We start from the raw sequence: 22540 nt of genomic DNA on the forward strand, positions 1-22540 counted from the left end.
TGAGCAGATGAGTGCCGAAGATCTCGAGAAATATGAAACCGAGATGGAGCTCTCGCTCTACCGCGAATACAAGGACATCGTCGGGCAGTTCAGCTATGTCGTGGAGACCGAGCGGCGGTTCTACCTGGCCAACAGCGTGGAATTGGTGCCCCGCAACTCCGACGGCGAGGTCTACTTCGAGCTCCGGCTGGCCGATGCCTGGGTGTGGGACATGTACCGGCCCGCCCGCTTCGTCAAGCAGGTGCGGGTGATCACGTTCAAGGACGTGAACATCGAAGAGGTCGAGAAGCCCGAACTGCGGCTGCCCGAATAGTCACCCGAATGCGCCGCTCGGGATCGTCAGCGGCAAGTCGACCGAGCTGAGCAGGCCGGGCCCACGTACGGGATGGCGTTGACGACGCGCATCGCGGTCGCCACCATTGCGCCCGCTCCCGACGTCATGCTCGCACCCAAGCCCCGATCAACTCGAGGTTGGCGCGGATGCCACACGACGACGCGATGGGGTTGCGCCATGCCTCCTCCTTCGAGGGCTGTTAAAAGCAATCACTATTAAAGGAGAACAAATTTTAGGTTAGAGTGCGCTTTGATGTTCACGCTGCGTTTCGATATGCGGTTGTCCCAGACTGCCGCGACCGAGCTCTACGCCGCCGCCGTCGACATGTGCGCGTGGGCCGAGACACGAGGCGCGGTGATCGCGGTGTTGTCAGAGCATCACGCGACCGAGGACGGGCACCTGCCTGCACCGCATCTGATGGCTGCGGCTTTGGCGGCTCGCACAAGGCATCTGGCGATCCTGCTGGCCGCCGTGCCGATCACGTTCTGGGACCCGGTTCGACTCGCCGAGGAGATGGCCGTGCTGGACATCCTCAGCAACGGCCGGATGTCCTTCGCTTTCGGCATAGGCCACCGCCCCGAAGAGTACGAACACTTCGGCATCGAGATGCATCAGCGCGGCAAGCTCGCCGATGAATCCCTGGCACTGCTGCTGCGCCTGCTGCGCGGCGACCCGATCGATCATTGCGGCAGGCGAATTCACGTCACGCCGGCACCGGCGACCCCCGGCGGTCCAGCCATTCTGATTGCCGGAGGCAGCAGGGCGGCGGCGCGGCGGGCAGCGAGGTTCGGCCTCGGGTTCATCTCGCAGACGGATGCGCCGGGCCTGGCGGAGTACTACGAGTCGCGGTGCCGGGCCTTCGGGCATGCGCCGGGACCGGCCCAGTTCCCCGTCTCCGGGGCTCCCACAGCGGTTTTCGTCGCCGACGACGTGGACGCCGCCTGGCATGAGTTGGGCCCCTACCTCCTGCGTGACGCGGTGATGGCGGCGTCGTACCGGCACGGCGACGACTCGGTGGCCAGCATCTCGCGTGCGGACAGCGTGTCGGCTCTGCGTGAGGCGCAGGGGGCCTACCGCATCTTCACCATCGACGAGGCGGCCGCCTACGTCCGCGGCGGCAGGCCACTTCCGCTACTCCCGCTGTGCGGCGGTGTACCGCCCGAGGTGGCGTGGCCCTACCTCGAACGCGCGGTGATGGCGAGCGAGCGCGCATGACGCCGCTGCGCACAGTGGTGTGGTCGACCGGTGGTGTCGGGTCGATCGCGGTGGAAGCGATCCTGCGACGACCGGACCTCGACCTGGTCGGCGTCTGGGTGCATTCCGCCGACAAAATCGGCAGGGACGCAGGTGAACTGATCGGTGGTGCGCCGGTCGGCGTCACCACCACCAATGACGCCGACCAACTCATCGCCGTGAAACCGGACTGCGTCGTGTATGCCGCCAGCGGACCAGAACGGGACGCCGCCGCGATACCCGACTACCTGAGGCTGCTGTCGGCCGGAATCAACGTGGTGTCAACGAGTTCCACCGCCCTGGTGTACCCGCCCTCGTTCTACTCGCCGGTCTGGCGTGACCAGTTGGACGAGGCCGCGAAGGCGGGGAACGCGTCGTTCTACGCCTCAGGCGTATTCCCTGGCTTTGGATCGGATCAGTTGGCGTTGCTGCTGACCACCCAGTCCAAGTCGATCCGAACGCTCAAGGTGACCGAGGTGGCGCTCAACGACCACTATCCGGTGGCGGACGTGATGCGCAACGGCATGGGTTTCGGTCATCCGCTCGACTTCGAGCCGATGCTGCAGACCCCCGGCGTCATCGAAATGGCATGGAGCGCACCGATTCATCTCATGGCCGCCGGGCTCGGAGCTCGGGTCGACGAGGTGCGCGGTTCGCTGGACCGCCGTCTCACCGACAGGGACATCGAGGTGGCCTTCGGGACGGTCGAGGCTGGGACGTGCGGTGCGGTGTGCACCCGCGCCGCGGGCGTGGTCAACGGCCGTGAGGCGATTGTCGTCGAACACATCATCAGGATGGCCCGCGACGTCGCGCCCGACTGGTTGTCCTCGGAGTTCGATGCCACCTATCGGGTCGACATCGAAGGGGATCCCGACATTCACTGCTCGATGAACCTCGGCGAGGCCGAGGGCCACGGGGCGGGCCGTGCCGCGATGGCCGCCACTGCGATGCGGGTGGTCAATGCGATCCCCTACGTGGTCGAAGCGCCCGCCGGGCTGCTCAGCAGCCTCGACGTGCCGAACACGTTGCCCCGCTACGCGTTCGACTGAGCCGGGAAGGAGGTGCGGATGTATTCGATCAGGTTCGACATGCGGGCTCCGGTTTTCGGCGCGCCGACCACCACATCGACGTGCTCCGTGCTGCGTTGCCGAATGGACCGGCAATGATGTGGGGCGGCGCCAGCCTTGCCGCCGCGCGCCGGGCGGGCAGGTATGAACTGGGCATGCTCGCCAACGGCAACGTCGCCGGGATGCGCGAGACCTACGAGGCGACCTGTCGCGAGTACGGGTTCGAGCCCGGCTTCGTCCTGATTCCAGAATCCGATACCCCGGCGGTGACGTTCGTCGCGGACGACGTCGACGCGGCGTGGCACGAACTCGGCGAATACCTGCTGCACGACGCTCGCGGGTACGCGAAGTGGAACCCGGACAACGACACGTCGGCGGGCATTACTCATGCCGAGAGTGTCGACGAACTGCGGAGGAAGTCGACGTCGCACCGGATTCTCAGCGTCGCCGAGGCGATCAACTCCATCGGTGCAGGCGAAATGCTGAACCTCTCACCACTGTGCGGAGGGGTGCCTCCGGACATCGCGTGGCCGTATCTGAAACGCGTCGGTGAGGTCGTCCTTTCCGCAGCCGCGACGAAAGGGAACTGATTGTGACGGATATCAACGCGGTCGAAGTGTATTACGACCCTTTCGATTTCGACATCGACGACAACCCGCACCCGACGTGGAAGCGGATGCGCGACGAAGCCCCGCTGTACTACAACGAGAAGTTCAACTTCTATGCCCTCAGCCGCTATGAGGACGTTGCCCGGGAACTTCCGAACTTCCACACCTACCGCTCGGGGCGCGGCACCACCATCGACGTGATCATGAGCGGCATCGAGGTGCCCCCAGGGGTGATTCTGTTCGAGGACCCGCCGTCGCATGATCTGCACAGGCGGTTGCTGTCGAGGGTTTTCACACCGCGCCGGATGGAGGCGATCGAACCGCTGGTGCGCCAGTACTGTGTCGGTGCGCTGGACCCGTTGATCGGCTCGGGACGGTTCGATTTCATCGAGAATCTGGGTGCGCAGATCCCAATGCGCACCATCGGTTATCTGCTCGGCATTCCTGAGAGTGATCAGGCGCAGATCCGGGACTCCACCGGCCGGGTTCTCGGGCTCAAGGACGGAACGTTCAGGACGGTCGCCGCGGAGGCATTCGAGAACAGCTATCAACTGTTCGCCGAGTACATCGACTGGCGTGCCGGCCACCCGTCGGATGACCTGATGACGCAACTGCTGAACGCCGAGATCGAAGAGGACGGCGCGCTTCGGCCGTTGACCCGCACCGAGGTGCTCACCTACACCAGCATGATCGCCGGTGCGGGCAACGAGACGACCACGAGGCTGATCGGCTTCGTCGGCCAACTGCTGGCCGAACATCCCGATCAACGGCGCCAACTGGTCGACGACTTCGCATTGATACCCCGGGCCATCGAGGAGGTGCTGCGCTACGAGGCGCCCTCGCCTGTGCAGGCCCGCTACGTCGCCCACGACACGCAATGCCGCGGCGAAACCATCCCAGCAGCCTCGGTCATGTTGTTGCTCAACGGATCTGCCAATAGGGACGAGCGACATTTCCCGGACGCCGACCGCTTCGACATCCACCGCGCCGGTGCACACCTGTCGTTCGGGCAGGGCCTGCACTTCTGCCTCGGATCGGCGCTGGCGCGGATGCAGGCGCGGGTGGCGACAGAGGAGATCCTCACCCGCTGGCCGGAATGGCAGGTCGACTACGACAACTCGGCGATGGCGCACACGTCGAGCGTGCGTGGTTGGGGAAAGCTGCCCGTCACCATCGGATAGTCATCTGCCGCGGTCTACGACGCCACGCAGTGAGGTGTCGCGGACGTGAATCAACGACGCCCGCGTGCCGAGGTCGTGAAGGATGTTCTCTGGTACCCATCCGACGCCGATGACGGACCGCGCCAGCATTTCGTTCGACGGGCTGTCGATGGTGATATCACCCGATTTGATGCCGTGAGCCAGCAGGGATTTCATCTGTTTGACCCGTTTCGCGAACAGCCACCCGATATTCGGAGTGTTCGGCGGCGACTGCCGCATCCACGCCAGCTGGATACGGAACTCGTCCCCGAATCGAGCCAACACGTTGGTGTTCACCCAAGACAGCGCGTCCAACTTCTCGATCGCCGATGAATCGGAGTGCAAGACATTGGTCCAGCCCAGCGCCACCTTCTCGCCGAAGGACTGCATGATCGAGGCGAGCAGTTCCTCTTTCGAACCGATCAGCCGGTAAACGGTGCCGGTGCCCAGCCCCGCCGCGGCGGCGATGTCGCGAATTGTCGTGACCTCGTATCCCTTACGACCGAACTCCGCGCGAGCCACCGCGCGGATGTGCGCGCCCTTGTCGTCACCATCGTCGTCGGTGTCGTGCCAGGATCGCACGACTTCGTCGGCGGCCACGAACGCCTTCGAGGAGTCGAGCTGTTCGTCGGTCGGTGGGACGGTGGCCAGGCCCTCCAGCAGGATTCGGCACAGCAGCGCGGCGGCCTTCGGCGCGCTCGCGTTGTGGCGGATCACGTCGAGGCCGACCTGCAGCATGGTCTGAACGATTCGATCCGCCAGCACCGGCAGTTCGACGTCGGGCCGCAAGTAGCCGCTCCACCTGGCGGCGCGCAGCGTCTGCACCATCGCCTGCAACACGGCGGTGGGCCGTTGCTGCGCGAGTGCCGTCAGTTCCGGATTGGATCGGGGGCCTTCGTAGAAGGTCATCTGCATGGCGGCGCCGTGCGTGACCGCGCACTGAGCAATCGCCGAACCGAGGTCGACGATGCGGTCGAAGGCCGACAGCGAGGTCGGGTCGTCCAACCTGCTCTGCGCGTGCTCGGCGATGCGGTCGAGGTCGGCGTGGTAGCGCCGCAGCAACTCGACGAGGATCGCTTCCTTCGATTCGAAGTGGTGGTAAAGGCTGCCCGGCAGGATGCCTGCCGCGTCCGCGATCTCCTGTAGTGAGGTGCGCAGCCCCGAACTGGCGATCAATGAGGCTGCGGTTTGGAGGATTTCGGTGCGTCGGGTGCCGTCGTCAAACGAGTGCCCGGCGTGGGCGGCGAGGTCAGCTTTCGGCGTCATGCGACGGCGCCCCACAGCACCCTCAAGCCCCGGCTCCCGTCCGTCGGTTTGGTCTGACCGACCCAATGTTTGGTTAAACGCTACCAGAACGGGGTCGTCGCGCGGCCTCTCCCGACACACGAATGCGCCGGTAGACGGGCTGCGCGGGGGAGTCATGGCCCGCCGATCCCCAGTCTCTCGGTCACGGAGAACACTTCCTCATAGATCGAGCCGGGCACAGTAAAGGGTTGCGTCGCAGAGATTTCCCCGATGTGGGCCGCGACGTCGTCCGCAGTGGGGACCTCGTCGGAGTCGGCCAGCCAGCCCTGGCCGAGGCCGGCGAACACCCGTGCAAACCGGCCCCCGCACGCCGAGAAGTTCTGGTGGCTGAGCGTGCACGCCCTGCTGGCCAGGTACACCACCAGCGGCGTCACCAGTTCCGGTCGGATCGCCCTGAAGAAGCCACTGGTTTCGAGCAGATCCGGGTCGCCGAGCGTCTCGGTGACCATTCGGGAGATGCCGAACGGCAGCACCGTGTTGGCGAGAATTCCGTGCGGTTCCCCTTCGAGTGCGATGACGTTCGTCAGCCCCACCAGGCCGGCCTTCGCCGCGGCGTAGTGCGCTTCGAGGTGTTGGCCGAACATGCCTGCCGACGAGGTGATGAACACGAAGCGGCCGTAGCCCTGCGCCTTCATCACCCGGTAGGCGGGTTGCGATAGATAGAAGCCGCCGTCCAGATGCACCCGAAGCATCCGGCGCCAGTCGTCTGCGGACAGTTCGTCGAACGGCACGCTCGTGAAGATGCCGGCGTTGCTCACCACCGTGTCGAGGCGGCCGAACGCATCGAGTGCAATCTGCACGATTGCCTGGCCGCCCGCCACACTGTCGACCGAGTCGTGCGAAGCCACTGCGGTGCCCCCCGCGGCGGTGATCTCGTCGACGACCAGCGCGGCGACGCCCGCGTCGGCACCGTCGCCCGCCATCGAGCCACCGAGGTCGTTCACCACGACCGAGGCGCCGCGCCTTGCCAATTCGAGTGCGTATTCGCGGCCAAGTCCACGGCCTGCGCCCGTCACGACAGCAACCTGCCCGGTGAAGTCGATCATGTCCCCTCCGATGGTTGACCGGTGGTGGTGCCGGACTCTACGTTGGAACAGATATTTGGTCAACGACGAAGGAGGCCGGTGCAGGGCCTGGGCACGGTCGACGACGACGACGGCCCGCAGCGGCTGGCGATGCTGGCATCTGCGCTGGCCGGCCGCACCGTCATTGTGGCGCCTGCCGCGCCGGGCGAACCGGCGTGGACCGACGGCGTCACGGTGTTCGTCGACGCGGCGGCGGATGCCCGGGCGCAACTCGAATCGGTGACGGTGCAGGCATCTCTGCTCGCGAGCGGGGGACTGGATCCTGACGTGGTGCGCAGGCTGGTCAGGCGTCGGGCCTTGACCCGGCGGTACCTCGCGGTCGAGGGCCAACGCGCACTGGCGGTGAACGACGATCTGCTGCCGTATTCCGTCCGATCGATGATCGATCTCGACCTCGCGTTGCGGGCCGATTCGCCCGCCGGGTCGCTGGAACTCGCAAGCGGCAAGAACATCGCCGATCCGCCAACGAGCTTCGGCGTCATCAAGCCGCGCAATCTGCTTGCCGCGCATGCCGACGTCGCGCAGGCAGACGGGGCCGCCACTCATCATGCGCGCCGCAACCCGACAAAGGATCTCGCCGACCTCGGCGACGAATCCGACGATGCGGACGACGACTATCAGGATCCATTCTCCAGCCCGGTCGGCGGTGGCGGCGCGATCGGAAAACTGTTGCAGGGCATGTTGAACAGAGTCAGACAGCTCAACGGCAGCGGTCCGCCCGGCGCCGACACGCCAACGCATCGTTCGCACAACGGTATTCGTGGTGCCGGAATGGTGACGTCTACATCGAGGCTGACTGAAGCCGACGACGCTGCCGACAGCGAGGGTGGGGGCAGGAAGTATCCCGAGTGGGACGTGCACCGCAGGCGCTACAAGCGCGACTGGTGCACGGTCAGCGAGGTCGACGCCCCGCTCGACGGACATCCGTTGGCGCATCCCGATGTCCACGCCCTACGCCGTCCGCTGACCCGATTAGGGATCGGGTTGGATCGCTGTCGCCGCCAGGTGCAGGGCGACGACATCGACGTCGATGCGGCGGTCGAGGCACGGGTCGAATTGCTCGCCGGATCGGCCCCCGACGAAGCCGTCTACGTCGACAGCCTGCGACGCCGACGCGACCTCGCCGTGCTCGTGCTGCTCGATGTGTCCGGATCCTCTTCCGAGGCAGGAACTTTCGGTCAAACGGTGCACGAACAGCAGCGGGACGCCGCCGCTGCCCTGGCGCTCGCGCTGCACGAACTCGGCGATCGCGTCGCGCTGTACGCCTACCAGTCACAGGGCAGGGACGCGGTGCACATGCTGCCGGTGAAGCGGTTCGACGACAACATCGACGCGCTGGTGATGCAACGCCTCGGCAGCCTCGTCCCAGGCTCGTACTCCCGGTTGGGTGCCGCCATCCGTCATGGCACCGCGATCGTCACCGAAAAGGCGGGCACCGCGCGTCGGCTGCTGGTGGTGCTGTCCGACGGGTTGGCCTACGACCACGGATACGAACGTGACTACGGCGCGGCCGACGCACGACGCGCGCTCGGCGAAGCCCGTCGTCGCGGAATCGGTTGCCTGTGCCTGACGATCGGCGCGGCCACCGACAGCGGCGACTTGCGCAAGGTGTTCGGCAGCGCCGCGCACGCGTCGATACCGAAGCCGCGGCAATTGGCCGACGTGATCGGGCCGCTGTTCCGCGCCGCACTGCGCAGCGCGGACCTGCGGCGCAGGGTGTTATGAGACGGTCAGTCTTGAACCAAACATCTGTTCCGCGTTACTGTGCTGGGAAGCGATCCGACGGAGAGGATGCGATGCCGGTGAAGCCGCCCCGCCCGTACTACGTGCCAGTTGGCAGCGAGGAGCAGGTCTTCAAGGCCGCGTACCGGCAGGGTCTGTCCATCGCGCTCAAGGGCCCTACCGGGTGCGGGAAGACGCGGTTCGTCGAGGCAATGGCGCACGATCTGGACCGCCCGCTTGTCACCGTCTCCTGCCACGACGATCTGACCACCGCCGATCTCGTCGGGCGCTTCCTGTTGCGGGGCGGCGACACCGAATGGGTCGACGGTCCGCTGACGCGGGCGGTGCGCGACGGTGCGATCTGCTACCTCGACGAGGTGGTGGAAGCCCGTCAGGACACCACGGTGGTGCTGCATCCACTGTCCGACCACCGACGGCAACTGCCGATCGAGCGGTTGGGGGAGACGCTCGATGCGGCACCCGGGTTCTGCCTCGTGGTGTCGTACAACCCGGGGTATCAGAGCGTGCTCAAGGACCTCAAGGACTCCACCCGGCAACGGATGGTCGCCATCGAATTCGGTTTCCCCACACCGGATGTCGAGGAGAAAATCCTCGTCAACGAGGCGGGTATCGGACACGAACAGGCCGCCGAACTGGTCCGGCTCGGGCAGGCCATCCGTCGGCTGGAGACCGGTGGCCTGCGCGAGGTGGCCTCGACGCGTGTGCTGATCGCCGCGGGCCAACTGATCGGCGAGGGGTTGAGCCCGCGCGACGCCGCCCGTGCGGCCATCGCAGGCCCACTCACCGACGACGCAGGCGTGACACGTGGACTTCTCGAAATGATCGACGTTTACCTGTCCGCCGATTCACCCACCGACTGAAGCAGCCCACCCACGGAGGCCGGATGTCCTACGAGAGCACAGCCGAACCGATCAAGGTCGGATACCTGATGGATTTCACACTGCCACCAGGATTTCCTGAGGAACTGTCGGCGTCCTTCACCCAGACGTTCGATCTGGTCTTCGAGGAGGCGCACGCCGAGGGCCTGATGGACCGACCGGTGCAGATGATCTACCGCGAAGTGGAAGGCCTGCCCAAGGGTTCGGTCAAGGCGGTCATCGACGCGTACGGCGAACTCGTCCACGAGGGCTGCCTGGTGGTCTTCGGTCCCAACATCACCGACAACTGTGTCGCGGTGCGCGAAGCCATCGAGGAACGTTTCAAGGTGCCCGCCATCAGCGTCACCGGCACCGACGACTGGCTGGGCGAATGGACGTTCGCGTTCCCACAGGGCTCGATGACCGACGAGCCGATCTTCCTGGCCGATCTGGTGGCCAAGCGCGGACTCAACGAGATCGGCGTGCTGGTCGAACAGAATCTGATCGGCGAGAGCTACCTGAGGAATCTACGAACTGCGTGTGCCCGCAAGGGTATCCGGATCGTCGCCGAGGCCGCCATCGCGCAGACTGCACAGGACATCAGCGCAGCGGTGAGCACACTGCACGAGGCCAAGGCGCAGGCGATCGTGCACCTGGGCTTCGGCTTCGGCATCGTGTTCATCAACCCGGCCCTGGAGGCCGTCGGTTGGGATCCGCCGCGGTTCACCACCACCGCCTTCCAGAACGCATGGGTGAACCCGATCATGTGGAACGCGTTCCTCGGCTGGATCGGGGTCGACCAGTACGACGAGAACAACCCGATCGGCCAGGCCTGGCTGGACCGGTATGCGCAGAGATACAACGGCAGTCGGCCGGAATACTGCGTGTCTGTCGTGAACCACGATGTGGCCGCCACGCTGGTGCGGGCCTTCACCGACGCACATCCGCTCAGCCCGCGCGGCGTCAAGGAGGCGCTGGAGCGGGTCAAGATGATGCCCGCCGCATCGGGAGCACCGGGAACCCGGGTGTCCCTGGGTAAGTGGACCCGGCGGGCGTGGATGGGATCCGGCTACCTGGTGGCCAGGACGCTCGACCCCGACGGCATCAATTCCCACCTGGTCGACCGCTTCGGGGAGGACTGAGAGTGACCACACAGCAGTCGAAACCGGTTGGCACCGACACGAACTCCCCGGCGCCGCCGCGCACTGGCCCGAACTGGGGCCGGGTGATCGCGCTACTCGCGTGGCTCGGCTTCCTCGGACTGTTCGCCGCGGTCGGACGTACCGACGTCGATCCGCGGGTGGCCAATCCGAACGTCGACGGACGTCCGCGTCCGGTGGGGTTCCTGACGTCGTTCGACCACTGGCAGATCATTCCGCAGGTGGGCGCCGTGATCATCGTCGTGGTGTTCACCGTCGCCTTCATCCGCGGGTGGCGGAAGAACCCGGGCAGTCCGGTGCTGCTGATGGTGCTGTGCACCACGCTGATCGTGTGGCAGGACCCGATCATGAACTGGTCGCCGTACGCGGTGTACAACCCGATGCTCCTGCACTGGCCGGAGAACTGGCCGCTGATCATGATGTCGCCGACCGTCGAACCCTTCATCGTGTTCGGCTACGTCCTGTTCTACTTCGGGCCGTACTTTCCAGGCATCTGGATCCTGCGCAAGTTACAGGCCAAACGCGGGCCCGAAGCGTTCGTCTCCCGCCACCCTCTCATCAGCCTGGGCGCGCTGGTGCTGGTGATCGGCTTCATCTTCGACGCCATCCTGGAAGTCAGCCTGGTGCGCACCGGGCTGTACATCTACTCGCAGGCGATTCCGTTCGGAACGTTGTTTCCAGGCAGCACCTTCCAGTTCCCGCTGATCTGGGAGTCGTTGTCGGTGACCTTCGTGATGATCCCGGCCGCCATCCTCGTCTACCGCGATGACACGGGTAAGTCGGTGGCGGAGAAGCTCGCCGCGAAGGCCAGGTTGTTCCCGACGAAGCCGGTGCTCGGCACCTTCCTGGTGATGTTCGCGATCATCAACGTGTCGTACTTCGCCTACGGCGGTTGGTTCTGGGCGATCAAGGCCAGCGGCCTGGCGACCTCGGTCGCCTGCCCGTGGCCCTATCCGGAGGCCAAAGTGTATGACCCGCAGGGCTATTACCGGGCGAACGGAGCCGAGGGGCCGTACTCGGTGGGCAAATGGGCCACCTGGCAGCAGGGCCCGTTCCGCAACACCGACGTGGAACTGGGTTCGAAGAGCAAGCGGTGCGCCACCGAAGGCACCAATGACTGACGGTCGCAGCGTCGTCATCACCGGCGCGTCCCGCGGACTCGGCTTCGCGTCCGCCTGCCACCTGTACAAGCAGGGGTGGCGCGTCGTCGCCGCGATGCGGTCGGTCGACACGGGCATGGACCGACTGCGTGAGGCGACCGGCGCTGGCGAAGATGACCCGCGCCTGATCGGGATTGTGCTCGACCTCACCGATTCCGCGTCGGTCGCCGCGGCCGCCAAGTCGATCGACGAGGCGATCGGCGCGCCCTACGCGCTTGTGCACAATGCAGGCATCTCGGCGGCCGGGATGCTCGAGGAGACTCCGCTGAGCGTGTGGGAACGCATGTTCGCGACGAACATCTTCGGCCCGGTCGCGCTGACCAAGGCACTTCTGCCAGGTATGCGGGAGGCGGGCCGCGGCCGCATCGTGCTGATCTCGAGCGTTGCCGGTGTGCGCGGAATGCCCGCCACCGCACCGTATTCCGCGGTCAAGGGTGCGCTCGAACGCTGGGGTGAAGCGATGGCGGGCGAAGTCGCCCCGTTCGGTATCGGTGTCACCGTCCTGGTCACCGGCACCTACGACACCGAGATCATCACCGATGCCGGCACGACCGACACCCGTGAGTTCGACGGGCCGTACGCCGCTCACCACCGCACCATGGACAAGCGCGGGCGGGCGATGATGAAGCGCGCCGCCAAGTCACCGGACGAATTCGCCACGGGCCTCGCCAAGGCCCTTGACGACAAGGCGCCCTACGCCAAAAACGCGGTCGGCGTTGACGCGCGAATGCTGTTGGTCGCCAATCGGTTGTTGCCGAGCTCCGGTCTGCACCACATCACGCGGCTGTTGATGGGGATTCCGCGCTTCGGCGCACTGCGAGGAAGCGTGAAGCATGCCTGACGTCGCATTCGAGACCAAGATGATGATCGACGGCAAGCTCGTCGACGGTGAGGCGGGCACCTTCACCAACATCAACCCGGCGACCGAAGCGGTGCTCGGCGAGGTCGCGGACGCGTCGAAGGCCGATATGCACCGCGCCATCGACGCCGCGCGCCGCGCGTTCGACGAGACCGACTGGGCGACCAACCATGCATTCCGGCAGCGCTGCCTCCTGCAACTGCACGACGCAATCGAAGCCGAAAAAGAACAGTTGCGTGAGGAACTCATCCTCGAGGTGGGCTGTCCCCGCGCGGTCACCTACGGCCCGCAGTTGGACGCCCCGCTGGAGGACGGGCTGAAGTATCCGGCCCGGCTCATCGGCGAATACCCTTGGGAGACATCGCTGGGTGACACGGTGGTGTCGCTCACCGGGGTGAACACCACACGCAAGGTCTGGCGCGAACCCGCCGGTGTGGTCGGCGCGATCGTGCCGTGGAACTTTCCGTTCGAGGTCACCATCCAGAAACTCGGCCAGGCACTCGGCACAGGCAACACCGTCGTCTTGAAACCGGCGCCGAATACGCCGTACAACGCGACCCGGTTGGGTCGGCTCATCGCCGAGCAGACCGATATCCCTGCGGGCGTGGTGAATGTGGTGACCGCGTCGGACCACTTCGTCGGCGAAGAGTTGACGTTGTCGCCGAAAGTGGACCTGATCTCGTTCACCGGGTCGACCGTCGTCGGCAAGCGGATCATGGAAAAAGGGGCGGCGACCATGAAGCGCCTGTTCCTCGAATTGGGCGGTAAGTCGGCGACGATCGTCCTGGAAGACGCCGACTTCGCGATGGGTTGCATGATCGGCATCGGGGTCTGCATGCACGCGGGCCAAGGCTGCGCGATGCCCACCAGGATGCTGCTGCCGCGCTCACGCTACGACGAGGGCGTCGAGATCCTGAAAGGCATCTACGAGGGCATCACGCCCGGGGACCCGCAGGATGCGGGTGTCATCTGCGGGCCGGTCATTTCCGACAAGCAGCGCAGTCGGATTCGGGGCTACATCGCCAAGGGTGTCGAGGAGGGCGCCAAACTTGTTGTGGGCGGGGCAGAGCCGCCCGCCGGTATGGACAAGGGCTTCTTCGTCAAGCCGACGCTGTTCGTCGATGTCGACAACTCGATGACGATTGCGCAGGAGGAGATCTTCGGCCCGGTGCTCGTCGTGATCCCGTACGAGGACGAGGACGACGCCGTGCGGATCGCGAACGACAGCCAGTACGGGCTGGCGGGCAACGTCATGGCAGGAACCCTCGATCGCGCGCTGGCCGTCGCGAAACGGTTGCGTGCCGGGTTCATCGGTCTCAACGGCACCGCGGGATACGGCGCCGACACGCCGTTCGGTGGTTACAAGGCAAGCGGTGTCGGGCGCCAGAACGGAGTCGCCGGGTTCGACCAGTACACCGAAGTCAAGTCCGTCGCTTACCCCGCTCAGTGAAGGAGTAGTTCGTGCAGTTGTTCGATGATCTCGAGGACTTCGGAGAATTCGACGATTTCGTGTCCGGCGATGTGCGGGATCCGTACACCGAGCTTGCCCGACTGCGGCGCGAGGAACCCGTGCAGAAGATCGAGATCCCCGGCATCCCTGGCCAGGAGGGTAAGCCGATCTTCATGGTGTACCGCTACGAGGAAGCCCAGCAGATGCTGCGGGACAACGAGACGTTCTCGTCGTCGATCATCATCCAGGCGTTCGGCGACGTCTTCGGTAAGCACGTGATGCTCGGCATGGACGAACCCGAGCACGGCAGGCACCGGGCGCTGGTGTCGAAGGCGTTCTCGCAGAAGGCGTTGGCGCGCTGGGAGGACGACCTGGTCGGCAGGGTGGGCAACGCGCTCATCGACCGCTTCGTCGACCGCGGTAGCGCAGATCTGGTGAAAGAGTTCAACTTTCCGTATCCCACACTGATCATCGCAGGCCTGCTCGGTCTGCCGCAGGAGGACTACGCCCAGTTCCAGAAGTGGTCGATCTCGCTGCTGTCGTTCACCGTCAACGCCGAGCGGGGGCGGGAGGCGTCGCAGGCACTGGCGGACTACTTCACCCCGATCCTGGCGGCGCGGCGTGCGGATCCGCGCGACGATCTGATCAGCGGGCTGGCCGCGGCCGAGATCGACGGGGAGAAGCTGTCCGACGAGGAGATCTTCTCGTTTTTGCGGTTGCTGCTGCCCGCCGGCGTCGAAACCACCTACCGGGCGCTGGGCAACCTGTTGTTCGGGCTGCTGTCCAACCCCGATCAGCTCGCCGCGGTCCGCGCCGACCGGTCGCTGTTACCGCAGGCGATCGAGGAGGCGGTGCGGTGGGAGCCGCCGCTGATCATGATCACCCGGGTGGCCACCCGGGACACCGAACTCGGCGGGGTGCAGATCCCGGAGGGCTGCTCGGTGATGCCGGTGCTGGGTGCGGCCAACCGGCAGGACGAGCGTTACGCCGACCCGGACACCTTCGACATCTTCCGCGACGTCAAACCCAATATCGGTTGGGGACACGGTGTTCACGTCTGCCTCGGCATGCATCTGGCACGGCTGGAGATGCGGGTGGCGCTGAACTTGCTACTCGACCGTCTGCCGAACATGCGGCTCGATCCCGCGGGCGACGATCCCTACATCCGCGGTCAGGCCTTCCGCTCGCCCACATCGGTGCCCATCCTGTTCGACCCGGTTCGCGCGTCTGCTCGCGGAAGCTCGCGGCAGAAAGAGAGTGCTTCGTGACCGAATTCGACACCGTCGATTTCTTCACCGACGAGTCCCTCGTGGGTGACCCGTACCCGTATTTCGACCACCTGCGGTCGAAATGCCCTGTCACACAGGCGACACCGTTCAACGTGCTGACGGTCACCGGCTACGAGGAGGCGCTGGCAGTCTACAAGGATCCGGCGTTCTCGTCGTGCGTGTCGGTGGCGGGCCCGTTCTCCGGCATGCCCTTCAGCCCCGGCGAGAGCGACGACGTCACCGAGCTGATCGAGCAGCATCGGGCGAACGTCCCGATGGCCGAACACATCACGTCACAGGACCCGCCGCTGCACACCAGGACGCGCGGTCTGCTGAACAAGCTGATCACACCGAAGCGCCTCAAAGAGAACGAGGACTTCATGTGGCGGCTGGCCGACCAGCAGCTCGACACCTTCATCGAGCGGGGGTCGTGTGAGTTCCTCGAGGACTACGCGAAACCGTTCTCCCTCCTGGTGATCGCGGATCTGCTCGGTGTGCCCGCTGAGGACCACGAAGAGTTCCGCGCCGTGTTCGCAGGGGAACTCGTGGGCCAACTCGGCGAAGAGGCGCCGACGACGCACAACCCGCTGCAGTGGCTGAACGAGAAGTTCTACGGCTACATCGAAGACCGGCGGCGCGAACCGCGGGCGGATGTGCTGACCGAACTCGCGCAGGCCAAACACGAAGACGGGAAGACGCCCGACATCGAGGACGTGATGAACCTGTCGACGTTCCTGTTCGCCGCGGGTACCGAGACGACGACCAAGCTGGTCAGTTCCGCGGTGCGGATCATCGCTGAGAACCCCGACTTCGAGAAGACGTTGCGCGAGGACCGCGGCCGGATTCCGGCGTTCCTCGAAGAGACGCTGCGGATGGAAAGCCCTGTCAAATCACACTTCCGGATGGCCCGCACCACCACCACGGTGGGGGACGTCAAGGTGCCTGCGGGCACCACCGTCATGGTGCTACCGGGCGCGTGCAATCGCGACGAGCGAAAGTTCGCCGATCCCAACGTGTTCAACCCGGACCGGCCGAACGTGCGCGAGCAGATCGCGTTCATCCGCGGTGTGCATTCTTGTCCGGGCGCCCCGCTGGCGCGCGCGGAAGGCCGCATCTCGCTGAACCGGATCCTCGACCGGATGGTCGACATCACGGTCTCCCAACAGCATCACGGCCCGGCCGACGACCGTCGCTACACCTACGAGCCGACCTTCATCATGCGCGGGCTCGCCGAACTACACATCACGTTCACACCGGTCTAGGCCGGCGCGGGGACGCGAGAGAGGAGATCCATCACGTGACCGCATGACGCGATGTCATTCGTCGACGCCAGCGACGTCGACCTGCGCGGCGTGATAAGCACCGTCGCGGTCACCATCCCGCACCTGCCCGACGGAGCGTCGGTCATCATCACCGGATCGACCGCGGGAATGATCCGCGGCACCACCGACAACCCGAACATGGGTCCCGGTGGCCGGGGTTACGGCTGGAGCAAACGGGTACTGATCGAATACGTCGAAGAGATGTCGATGGCGCTGGCCGACAGGATGATAGGGAAGACGCCGAGCCGTTGTTCTCGCTCTTCCAAGCAATGCCGATCCGTACATCGAACCGCAGGACGTGGCCAATCTCGCGGTGTTCCTGGCCAGCGAGGAGAGCCGCTACGTCACGGGTCAGCAGATCCGCGTCGATGCCGGATCACTTCTGAAGTGGCCCAACGTGCCCGGGGGATAGGCCCGCTCAGTCGGGGCGGTGCAGGAACCCGTACAGCGTCGCCTGGACAAGTTCGTCGATGATCGCCTTGCGTGAGGGCTGCTTGGCTCCGAAGAACGTCGACCGCATGGCCACCATGCCGACGATCATCGCCACGGTGGAGTGCGCGGGCAGGTCCGGATGGCTCGAGTGCATCCCGCGAATCTGCATGCCCTCCGCGCTGATCCGGCTGAGCACGGTGAGCGCCCGCCGGATGTCGGCGATGCCCGCGCTCTCGATCTCCTCGTCGCTCAGGCTGTCGGATGCGACGAGGGTCAGCAGCAGACCCCGATGCTCGACGAGAACGTCGTAGAGTCGGCCGACAAACTGCCGCGCCAGTTCCTCCTCGTCGGTTTCCTCGGGGACGACCGCCTGCCACGTCTGCCCGAACTCGTCGACGAAGGTCGTGAACGGCAGCACCAGAGCCTCGCGGAACAGTCCGGCCTTCGAGCCGAAGTGTCGGAACAGCAGGTATTCGCTGACGCCGGCCGCCTCGGCGATCTCCCGTGTGGTCGTGCTGCGGTAGTCACGACGGGCGAAGAGCTCGCGGGCGGCGTCGAGCAGAAGTCTGCGCGGCTCGCCGCGGGGCCTGCGGGCCGGCGAACGTCGCGGGGGCATGGACATTGACGATAGCCGTCGCGTTTGACCTTCCACTTAGAATAGTGTGCACTATTAGACGCCGAACGGCCGAAAGGAACGTCGTGGGTCAACTCATCATGCTCGGCACCCTGTTCGGGCTCATCGTGCTGATCTTCGCTGCGGTCATCTATTTCGACCCCGAAGCGCGGGGCGGCGACGACCGGTGAACACAGAGTTGACGCCGCTGCTGGCGGCGGCCGTTACCTTCGGTTGGCTCAGCGGCATCGTCTTCGTCGTCGCAGGGATCTATCTGAGCGTTCGGCGCGGCCGCCTGCACCCACTGCTGCTGCTGTGCATCTCGGCGATCTCGTTCTCCTGGATCGAGGCGCCGTATGACTGGGCGATGTATGCGCAGTTCCCGCCCGCGCTACCGCGCATGCCGTCGTGGTGGCCGTTGAACATGACGTGGGGCGGGCTGCCCTCGTCGGTGCCGTTGGGCTACATCGGCTACTTCTGCATTCCAGCGGTCGTCGGCGCGGCGCTGGGGTGTCGGCTCAGCGCGCGATTCCACTGGCGTAGGCCGATCACCCTGCTGATCGTGGGCCTGCTCGTCGGCTTCTGCTGGGCGCTGCTGTTCAACGGCGGCCTCGGGGCCCGACTCGGAGTCTTCCACTACGCCTACGTGATTCCCGGTCTGGGACTCTTCGAGGGCACGCTGCACCAGTACCCCATCTACGACGCGATCGCGATGGGCATCCAGATGATGGTGTTCACATATCTGCTGGGCAGGACGGACCCACAGGGCCGCAACGTCATCGAGATGTGGTCCGACAGCGTCGGCAAGACCAGAGTCCGGTCGTCGATCTTGTCGGTCGTCGCCGTCATCGTCGTCGGAAACCTGCTCTACGCCGCCGTTTTCGCGCCGCATCTGGTGACCAAGCAGCTGGGCTTGGTGACCTCGGGGCCCGACGTGCAACTGTTCCCCGGGGTGCCGAACCAGCCGCGCTAGGGCTCGACATCATCGCCGAACGTGAGCTCGCGACTGACATTTCGCGAAACACTCGAACACAACTTTACGTTCGACACCGCGGAAACTAAGCCGTGACCGCGGCCGCGATCGCCGCCGCCGAGCGGTCGATGTCCTCATCGGTGGTGGCCCAGTTCGAGATCGATACGCGCAGAACGTATTCGCCGTTCCAGGTCGTGCCGCCGAGCCAACACGTCCCGTCGTGCTGAATCGCGGTGACGGCGGCGCGGTTGGCGTCGTCGCCGCCGGGGAGTCGGACCAGCACCTGATTGAGTACCACGTCGTTGAGAACCGCGGCACCCGGGACAGCGGCCAGCAGGCCGGCCATACGGCGGGCCTGCGCACAGTTGCGTTCCACCATCTCCGCGATGCCCGCGCGTCCCAGCGAGCGGATCGCCGCGTAGATCGGGATCGCCCTGGCGCGACGCGAACTCTCCGGCACGAAATTGGTGCCGTCACGCTGGCCCGGATCGGCAACGAGATACGGCCCCGCCAGGCTCATCGCGGCGACGTGCGCGCCCCGGTCCGCGACGATCGCCATCGCGCTGTCGTAGGGCACGTTGAGCCACTTGTGTGCGTCGACGGCCCACGAGTCGGCGCGCTCTATGCCGACGGTCAGCGACCGAATGGCCGGTGCGGCGGCGGCCCACAGGCCGAACGCGCCGTCGATGTGCAGCCACGCGCCGTGCTCGGCGCACGCGTCGGCGATCGGCCCGAACGCGTCGAACGCGCCGGTGGCCACATTGCCCGCCTGGGCGCACACGATCGCCGGTCCGTCGTTGCCCGCCAATGCTTTTGCCAGCGCCTCCGGATCCATCCGGCCCTGCTCATCGGCGGGTAGCCGGATCACCGTTTCGGCACCCAGGCCCAGCAGACGCAACGCCGTGTAGATGGTCGCGTGCGCCTGCTCACCGCACAGCACGCGGACGGCCGGTGCACCGATCAGCCCGTCGCGCTCCACATCCCAACCCTGCCGGGACAGGACGGCGTTGCGCGCGGCGGCCAGACATGTCGTGTTCGCGCCCTGCCCGCCGGTGACGAAGCCGACGCTGGCAGTGCCAGGCAGGCCGAGCAACTCGAGCGTCCAAGCCGACGTGATCTCCTCGATGGCGGCCGCAGCAGGCGACAGCGAATGGAATGCGGCGTTCTGGTCCCAGGCCGACGCCAGCCAGTCGGCGGCCAACGCGGCGGGCAGTGTGCCTCCTATGACAAAGCCGAAATGGCGCGGACCCGCGGTCGCCACCAGGCCCGGTTCAGCGCCCGCAGCCAGCGCGTCGATGACCGCGGCAGGGCTATCGCCGCGATCCGGCAGCGGTCCGCCGAGGCGGTCGCGGACGGCCGACGCGTCGGCCCTGGCGGCCACCGGTCTTTCGTCGAGTGTGCTCAAGAACGACTCCGCGTGCGCTGCGGCGGCGCGGAGGCCGGCGGTGCGGTCAGGCATGGGCAAAACCTACCGCGTACCGATGTATAGCCCGGAATATGTAGTTTGACGGTGCCTTCAATTTCCGGAGGCGCGACCGAGCACGGGTCATCTAGCGTTCGATGTCCAGATACGTTGCTACACAGTTGTATTTGGTTCGAATGGCGGCGGGCGATCCGCCGGGTCGGCGTCGCTACCGAGCCGGCGAGTTACCTGTGAATTTGCTGTCACACGCTTCGGATTGCCGCTATATAGGGCACATGATATAGATACCGTGTGCAACAACAGCCTGGTCAAGCAGACGCCGGCGATTGCGTCGGCGAGCTGTTGGATCAGGCGATGGATCTCACCGCGAGGTTCCTCAGCGATCGCGCCGAGTTGAGCGCATCGGCGGCATTCGTGTTGAACAGGGTCTGCCGAGAAGGGCCGGTGCGGCTCACGGCCCTCGCGGCCAGGGAAGGCGTCAGCCAGCCGTCGATGACACAGCTGGTCCAGCGGCTCGAAAAGCTGGGGCTGGTGGTCAGGCTCGCGGATCCCGACGACGGGCGCGCCGCGCTGATCGGAATAACCGAGGACGGTCAGGCGCTGCTGAACGACCGGAAGCAGTTACGCCGCGAGCGTCTAAAGGCGTTGATGGCGACGCTGACCCCGGAGGAGGAGTCCGCTTTGTGGCTTGCCGCCCGGGTCGCGCTTCCCACGCTGCACCGGCTTGCCGCGAACGCGGGCTGTCCGGCAGACGATGCTGCGGTGGACTCGGCGGCCACACGAAAGGTGTTCGGGTGAAGGTTGTTTCCGCGGGGCGCGTGCTGAAACGCGCGTGGCTCCCGATCCTGCTGATCGTCGTGCTGGCCGTGTCGGGTCTGGTCGTGTCGCGGCTGCACAAGATGTTCGCGTCGCAGGATCTGAACGCCGGTTCCGGCGCTGGTATCGAGATCGTCCAGTTCAACCCGAAGATCATGGTCTACGACGTCTACGGTTCACCCGGAACGACCGCCCAGATCAGTTATTTCGACCCGGACGCGAACGTGCACACGATCACCGCGTCGCTGCCCTGGTCGGTCACGCTCTCGACGACGTTGCCGACGGTCAGCGCCAATCTGATGGCGCGCGCCGACGGCGACCAGATTGGATGCCGCGTCACCGTAAATGGAGTCGTCCGTGAGGAGCAGTCCGCCGATGGCATCAACGCCCAGACGTACTGCCTGGTGAAGTCCGCATGACCGGCCTGAGCGCCAGGCACGAGAAGCGGCCCGTGCTCGCGCACAGCCTGCGGGTCCTGGCGGTGCCGATCATCCTGTTCTGGGTCGTGGTCGCTGTCCTGGTGAATGTGCTTGCGCCGCAACTGGAAGTCGTCGGCGAGCTGCACTCGGCGCCGATGGCGCCAGAGGATGCGCCGTCGATGGTGGCGATGAAGCGGATGGGCGCCAACTTCAAGGAGTTCGACTCCAACAGCACCATCATGGTGGTGGTCGAGGGGCAGAAGCCCCTCGGTCCGGACGCGCACGCCTACTACGACGAGATCATTCGCAAACTGCGCCAGGATCCCGTGCACATCCAGCACATTCAGGATTTCTGGGGTGACACCTTGACCGCGGCCGGCGCGCAGAGCGCCGACGGCAAGGCCTCCTACGTGATGCTCAACCTCGCAGGCGAGCAGGGCCAAACGCTGGCCAACGAAGGTGTGGAAGCTGTCCGCAAGGTCATCGAGGAAACCAAAGCGCCACCGGGAGTGCAGGCTTACGTCGCGGGCCCGGCAGCACTGACCGACGACCTGCACGTGATCGGCAACGCGAGCCTGGCGCAGATCACGTTGTTCACCCTGGCCGCGATCGCGTTGATGCTGCTGATCGTGTACCGGTCGATCGTCACCACGCTGATCCAGTTGTTCCTGACGTTCATCGGGTTGCTGACCGCTCGCGGGGTGATCTCCGTGCTCGCGATGCACGGCGCATTCGGGCTGACGACGTTTGCGGGAAACATCCTGACGATGCTCGCGATTGCCGCCGCGACCGACTACGGCATCTTCATCTTCGGACGTTATCGCGAGGCGCGGGCCTCCGGTCTCGACCGGGAAGACGCGTACTACACCACGTTCAAATCCGTCGCTCCTGTCATCGTGGGTTCGGGCCTGACGATCGCCGGGGCGACGTACTGCCTGAGTTTCGCGCGGTTGCCGTACTTTTCCACGATGGGGGCGCCCGTCGCGATCGGCATGGTCGTGGTGGTGGCGTCGGCGGTCACGCTCGGTCCTGCGGTGCTGTTCCTCGGCAGCCGCGTCGGTCTGTACGAATGGAAACGCCCGCCGAAGGGCCGATTCTGGCGACGTGTCGGCACCATCGTGGTGCGTTGGCCCGCACCTGTGCTGGTGGCCAGCGGCTTCGTGGTGGTGGTGGGGTTGGTCGCCGTCCCGGGTTACAAGCCGGCGTACAACGAC

At 65.7% G+C, this 22540-nt stretch carries 20 protein-coding genes and 3 pseudogenes; 18 read left to right on the top strand and 5 right to left on the bottom strand.

Going from position 1 to position 22540, the window contains the following annotated elements; genetic code table 11:
* Positions 1–7: 7 nt before the first annotated feature.
* Entirely contained in the window at positions 8–313 is a 306-nt protein-coding gene (locus A5724_RS13925) for a DUF2469 domain-containing protein (RefSeq protein WP_064398671.1), read from the top strand.
* Here A5724_RS13925 and A5724_RS35150 read toward each other — a convergent pair.
* Positions 314–447: pseudogene (locus tag A5724_RS35150) on the bottom strand (dihydrodipicolinate reductase); the annotation flags it as partial.
* 139 nt (positions 448–586) lie between these two features.
* On the opposite strand from A5724_RS35150, the gene A5724_RS13930 reads away from it, so the two are divergent.
* From A5724_RS13930 to A5724_RS13945, 4 genes and pseudogenes are all read left to right on the top strand, one after another.
* Complete coding sequence (locus tag A5724_RS13930; RefSeq protein WP_067802397.1) at positions 587–1549, top strand: LLM class flavin-dependent oxidoreductase; 963 nt, start codon at positions 587–589, stop codon at positions 1547–1549.
* Positions 1546–2616, top strand: coding sequence for a dihydrodipicolinate reductase (locus A5724_RS13935; RefSeq protein ID WP_067802399.1), 1071 nt, complete (start codon positions 1546–1548; stop codon positions 2614–2616). The genes A5724_RS13930 and A5724_RS13935 overlap by 4 nt, the downstream gene beginning before the upstream one ends.
* 86 nt (positions 2617–2702) lie before the next feature.
* A pseudogene (locus tag A5724_RS13940) lies at positions 2703–3224 on the top strand (LLM class flavin-dependent oxidoreductase); the annotation flags it as partial.
* Between the two features lie 2 nt (positions 3225–3226).
* Entirely contained in the window at positions 3227–4423 is a 1197-nt protein-coding gene (locus tag A5724_RS13945) for a cytochrome P450 (RefSeq protein WP_067802402.1), read from the top strand.
* Here the strand turns inward: A5724_RS13945 and A5724_RS13950 are convergent, their stop codons facing one another.
* The gene (locus tag A5724_RS13950; RefSeq protein ID WP_082965008.1) at positions 4424–5707 is read right to left on the bottom strand and encodes a TetR/AcrR family transcriptional regulator; all 1284 of its coding nucleotides are present in this window, start codon (positions 5705–5707) and stop codon (positions 4424–4426) included.
* 152 nt (positions 5708–5859) lie between these two features.
* Positions 5860–6792, bottom strand: coding sequence for an SDR family NAD(P)-dependent oxidoreductase (locus tag A5724_RS13955; protein ID WP_067802404.1), 933 nt, complete (start codon positions 6790–6792; stop codon positions 5860–5862).
* Between the two features lie 129 nt (positions 6793–6921).
* On the opposite strand from A5724_RS13955, the gene A5724_RS13960 reads away from it, so the two are divergent.
* The 9 genes and pseudogenes from A5724_RS13960 to A5724_RS33050 form a co-directional block, all read left to right on the top strand.
* Entirely contained in the window at positions 6922–8556 is a 1635-nt protein-coding gene (locus A5724_RS13960; protein WP_082965011.1) for a nitric oxide reductase activation protein NorD, read from the top strand.
* A gap of 71 nt (positions 8557–8627) precedes the next feature.
* A complete protein-coding gene (locus A5724_RS13965; protein ID WP_067802410.1) occupies positions 8628–9434 on the top strand; it encodes a CbbQ/NirQ/NorQ/GpvN family protein in 807 nt (268 codons plus the stop codon).
* Between the two features lie 23 nt (positions 9435–9457).
* Entirely contained in the window at positions 9458–10573 is a 1116-nt protein-coding gene (locus A5724_RS13970; RefSeq protein ID WP_067802413.1) for an ABC transporter substrate-binding protein, read from the top strand.
* Between the two features lie 2 nt (positions 10574–10575).
* A complete protein-coding gene (locus A5724_RS13975; protein WP_067802416.1) occupies positions 10576–11712 on the top strand; it encodes a spirocyclase AveC family protein in 1137 nt (378 codons plus the stop codon).
* A complete protein-coding gene (locus A5724_RS13980; protein WP_067802419.1) occupies positions 11705–12592 on the top strand; it encodes an SDR family oxidoreductase in 888 nt (295 codons plus the stop codon). Before A5724_RS13975 ends, A5724_RS13980 begins: the two co-directional genes overlap by 8 nt.
* Positions 12585–14060 (top strand): aldehyde dehydrogenase family protein, encoded by a 1476-nt coding sequence (locus tag A5724_RS13985; protein ID WP_067802422.1) that lies wholly within the window; start codon positions 12585–12587, stop codon positions 14058–14060. The genes A5724_RS13980 and A5724_RS13985 overlap by 8 nt, the downstream gene beginning before the upstream one ends.
* An 11-nt stretch (positions 14061–14071) precedes the next feature.
* Positions 14072–15328, top strand: coding sequence for a cytochrome P450 (locus A5724_RS13990; protein ID WP_067802425.1), 1257 nt, complete (start codon positions 14072–14074; stop codon positions 15326–15328).
* A complete protein-coding gene (locus tag A5724_RS13995; RefSeq protein WP_067802428.1) occupies positions 15325–16590 on the top strand; it encodes a cytochrome P450 in 1266 nt (421 codons plus the stop codon). Before A5724_RS13990 ends, A5724_RS13995 begins: the two co-directional genes overlap by 4 nt.
* Positions 16591–16635: 45 nt before the next feature.
* Positions 16636–17062, top strand: a pseudogene (locus A5724_RS33050) (SDR family oxidoreductase); the annotation flags it as partial.
* A gap of 6 nt (positions 17063–17068) precedes the next feature.
* On the opposite strand, the gene A5724_RS14005 reads toward A5724_RS33050, so the two are convergent.
* Positions 17069–17704, bottom strand: a complete 636-nt coding sequence (locus tag A5724_RS14005) for a TetR/AcrR family transcriptional regulator (RefSeq protein WP_067802434.1) — start codon at positions 17702–17704, stop codon at positions 17069–17071.
* 178 nt (positions 17705–17882) lie between these two features.
* Between A5724_RS14005 and A5724_RS14010 the strand changes: the two genes are divergently transcribed.
* Entirely contained in the window at positions 17883–18668 is a 786-nt protein-coding gene (locus tag A5724_RS14010; RefSeq protein WP_067802437.1) for a spirocyclase AveC family protein, read from the top strand.
* Between the two features lie 85 nt (positions 18669–18753).
* Here the strand turns inward: A5724_RS14010 and A5724_RS14015 are convergent, their stop codons facing one another.
* Positions 18754–20127, bottom strand: a complete 1374-nt coding sequence (locus A5724_RS14015) for a pyridoxal-dependent decarboxylase (RefSeq protein ID WP_067802439.1) — start codon at positions 20125–20127, stop codon at positions 18754–18756.
* Positions 20128–20382: 255 nt separating this feature from the next.
* Here A5724_RS14015 and A5724_RS14020 point away from each other — a divergent pair, with 255 nt between their 5' ends.
* The 3 genes from A5724_RS14020 to A5724_RS14030 all read left to right on the top strand — a co-directional run.
* Entirely contained in the window at positions 20383–20889 is a 507-nt protein-coding gene (locus A5724_RS14020; RefSeq protein ID WP_232004818.1) for a MarR family winged helix-turn-helix transcriptional regulator, read from the top strand.
* The gene (locus A5724_RS14025; RefSeq protein ID WP_082965009.1) at positions 20886–21326 is read left to right on the top strand and encodes an MmpS family transport accessory protein; all 441 of its coding nucleotides are present in this window, start codon (positions 20886–20888) and stop codon (positions 21324–21326) included. The genes A5724_RS14020 and A5724_RS14025 overlap by 4 nt, the downstream gene beginning before the upstream one ends.
* On the top strand, positions 21323–22540 hold a 1218-nt coding region (locus A5724_RS14030), incomplete at its 3' end, for an MMPL family transporter (RefSeq protein ID WP_156752268.1). The genes A5724_RS14025 and A5724_RS14030, both read left to right, overlap by 4 nt.

It is taken from the genome of Mycobacterium sp. ACS1612, from assembly GCF_001667505.1.
Classification (GTDB): domain Bacteria; phylum Actinomycetota; class Actinomycetes; order Mycobacteriales; family Mycobacteriaceae; genus Mycobacterium.

Excerpts from the sequence above, each read along its gene's own strand:
- A5724_RS13960 (WP_082965011.1), top strand. The coding sequence starts at position 6,922 with ATGCTGGCATCTGCGCTGGCCGGCCGCACCGTCATTGTGGCGCCTGCC.
- A5724_RS13925 (WP_064398671.1), top strand. The coding sequence starts at position 8 with ATGAGTGCCGAAGATCTCGAGAAATATGAAACCGAGATGGAGCTCTCG.
- A5724_RS13985 (WP_067802422.1), top strand. The coding sequence starts at position 12,585 with ATGCCTGACGTCGCATTCGAGACCAAGATGATGATCGACGGCAAGCTC.
- A5724_RS14015 (WP_067802439.1), bottom strand. The coding sequence starts at position 20,127 with ATGCCTGACCGCACCGCCGGCCTCCGCGCCGCCGCAGCGCACGCGGAG.
- A5724_RS13930 (WP_067802397.1), top strand. The coding sequence starts at position 587 with ATGTTCACGCTGCGTTTCGATATGCGGTTGTCCCAGACTGCCGCGACC.
- A5724_RS13935 (WP_067802399.1), top strand. The coding sequence starts at position 1,546 with ATGACGCCGCTGCGCACAGTGGTGTGGTCGACCGGTGGTGTCGGGTCG.
- A5724_RS13955 (WP_067802404.1), bottom strand. The coding sequence starts at position 6,792 with ATGATCGACTTCACCGGGCAGGTTGCTGTCGTGACGGGCGCAGGCCGT.
- A5724_RS13980 (WP_067802419.1), top strand. The coding sequence starts at position 11,705 with ATGACTGACGGTCGCAGCGTCGTCATCACCGGCGCGTCCCGCGGACTC.
- A5724_RS13950 (WP_082965008.1), bottom strand. The coding sequence starts at position 5,707 with ATGACGCCGAAAGCTGACCTCGCCGCCCACGCCGGGCACTCGTTTGAC.
- A5724_RS13965 (WP_067802410.1), top strand. The coding sequence starts at position 8,628 with ATGCCGGTGAAGCCGCCCCGCCCGTACTACGTGCCAGTTGGCAGCGAG.
- A5724_RS14005 (WP_067802434.1), bottom strand. The coding sequence starts at position 17,704 with ATGTCCATGCCCCCGCGACGTTCGCCGGCCCGCAGGCCCCGCGGCGAG.
- A5724_RS13970 (WP_067802413.1), top strand. The coding sequence starts at position 9,458 with ATGTCCTACGAGAGCACAGCCGAACCGATCAAGGTCGGATACCTGATG.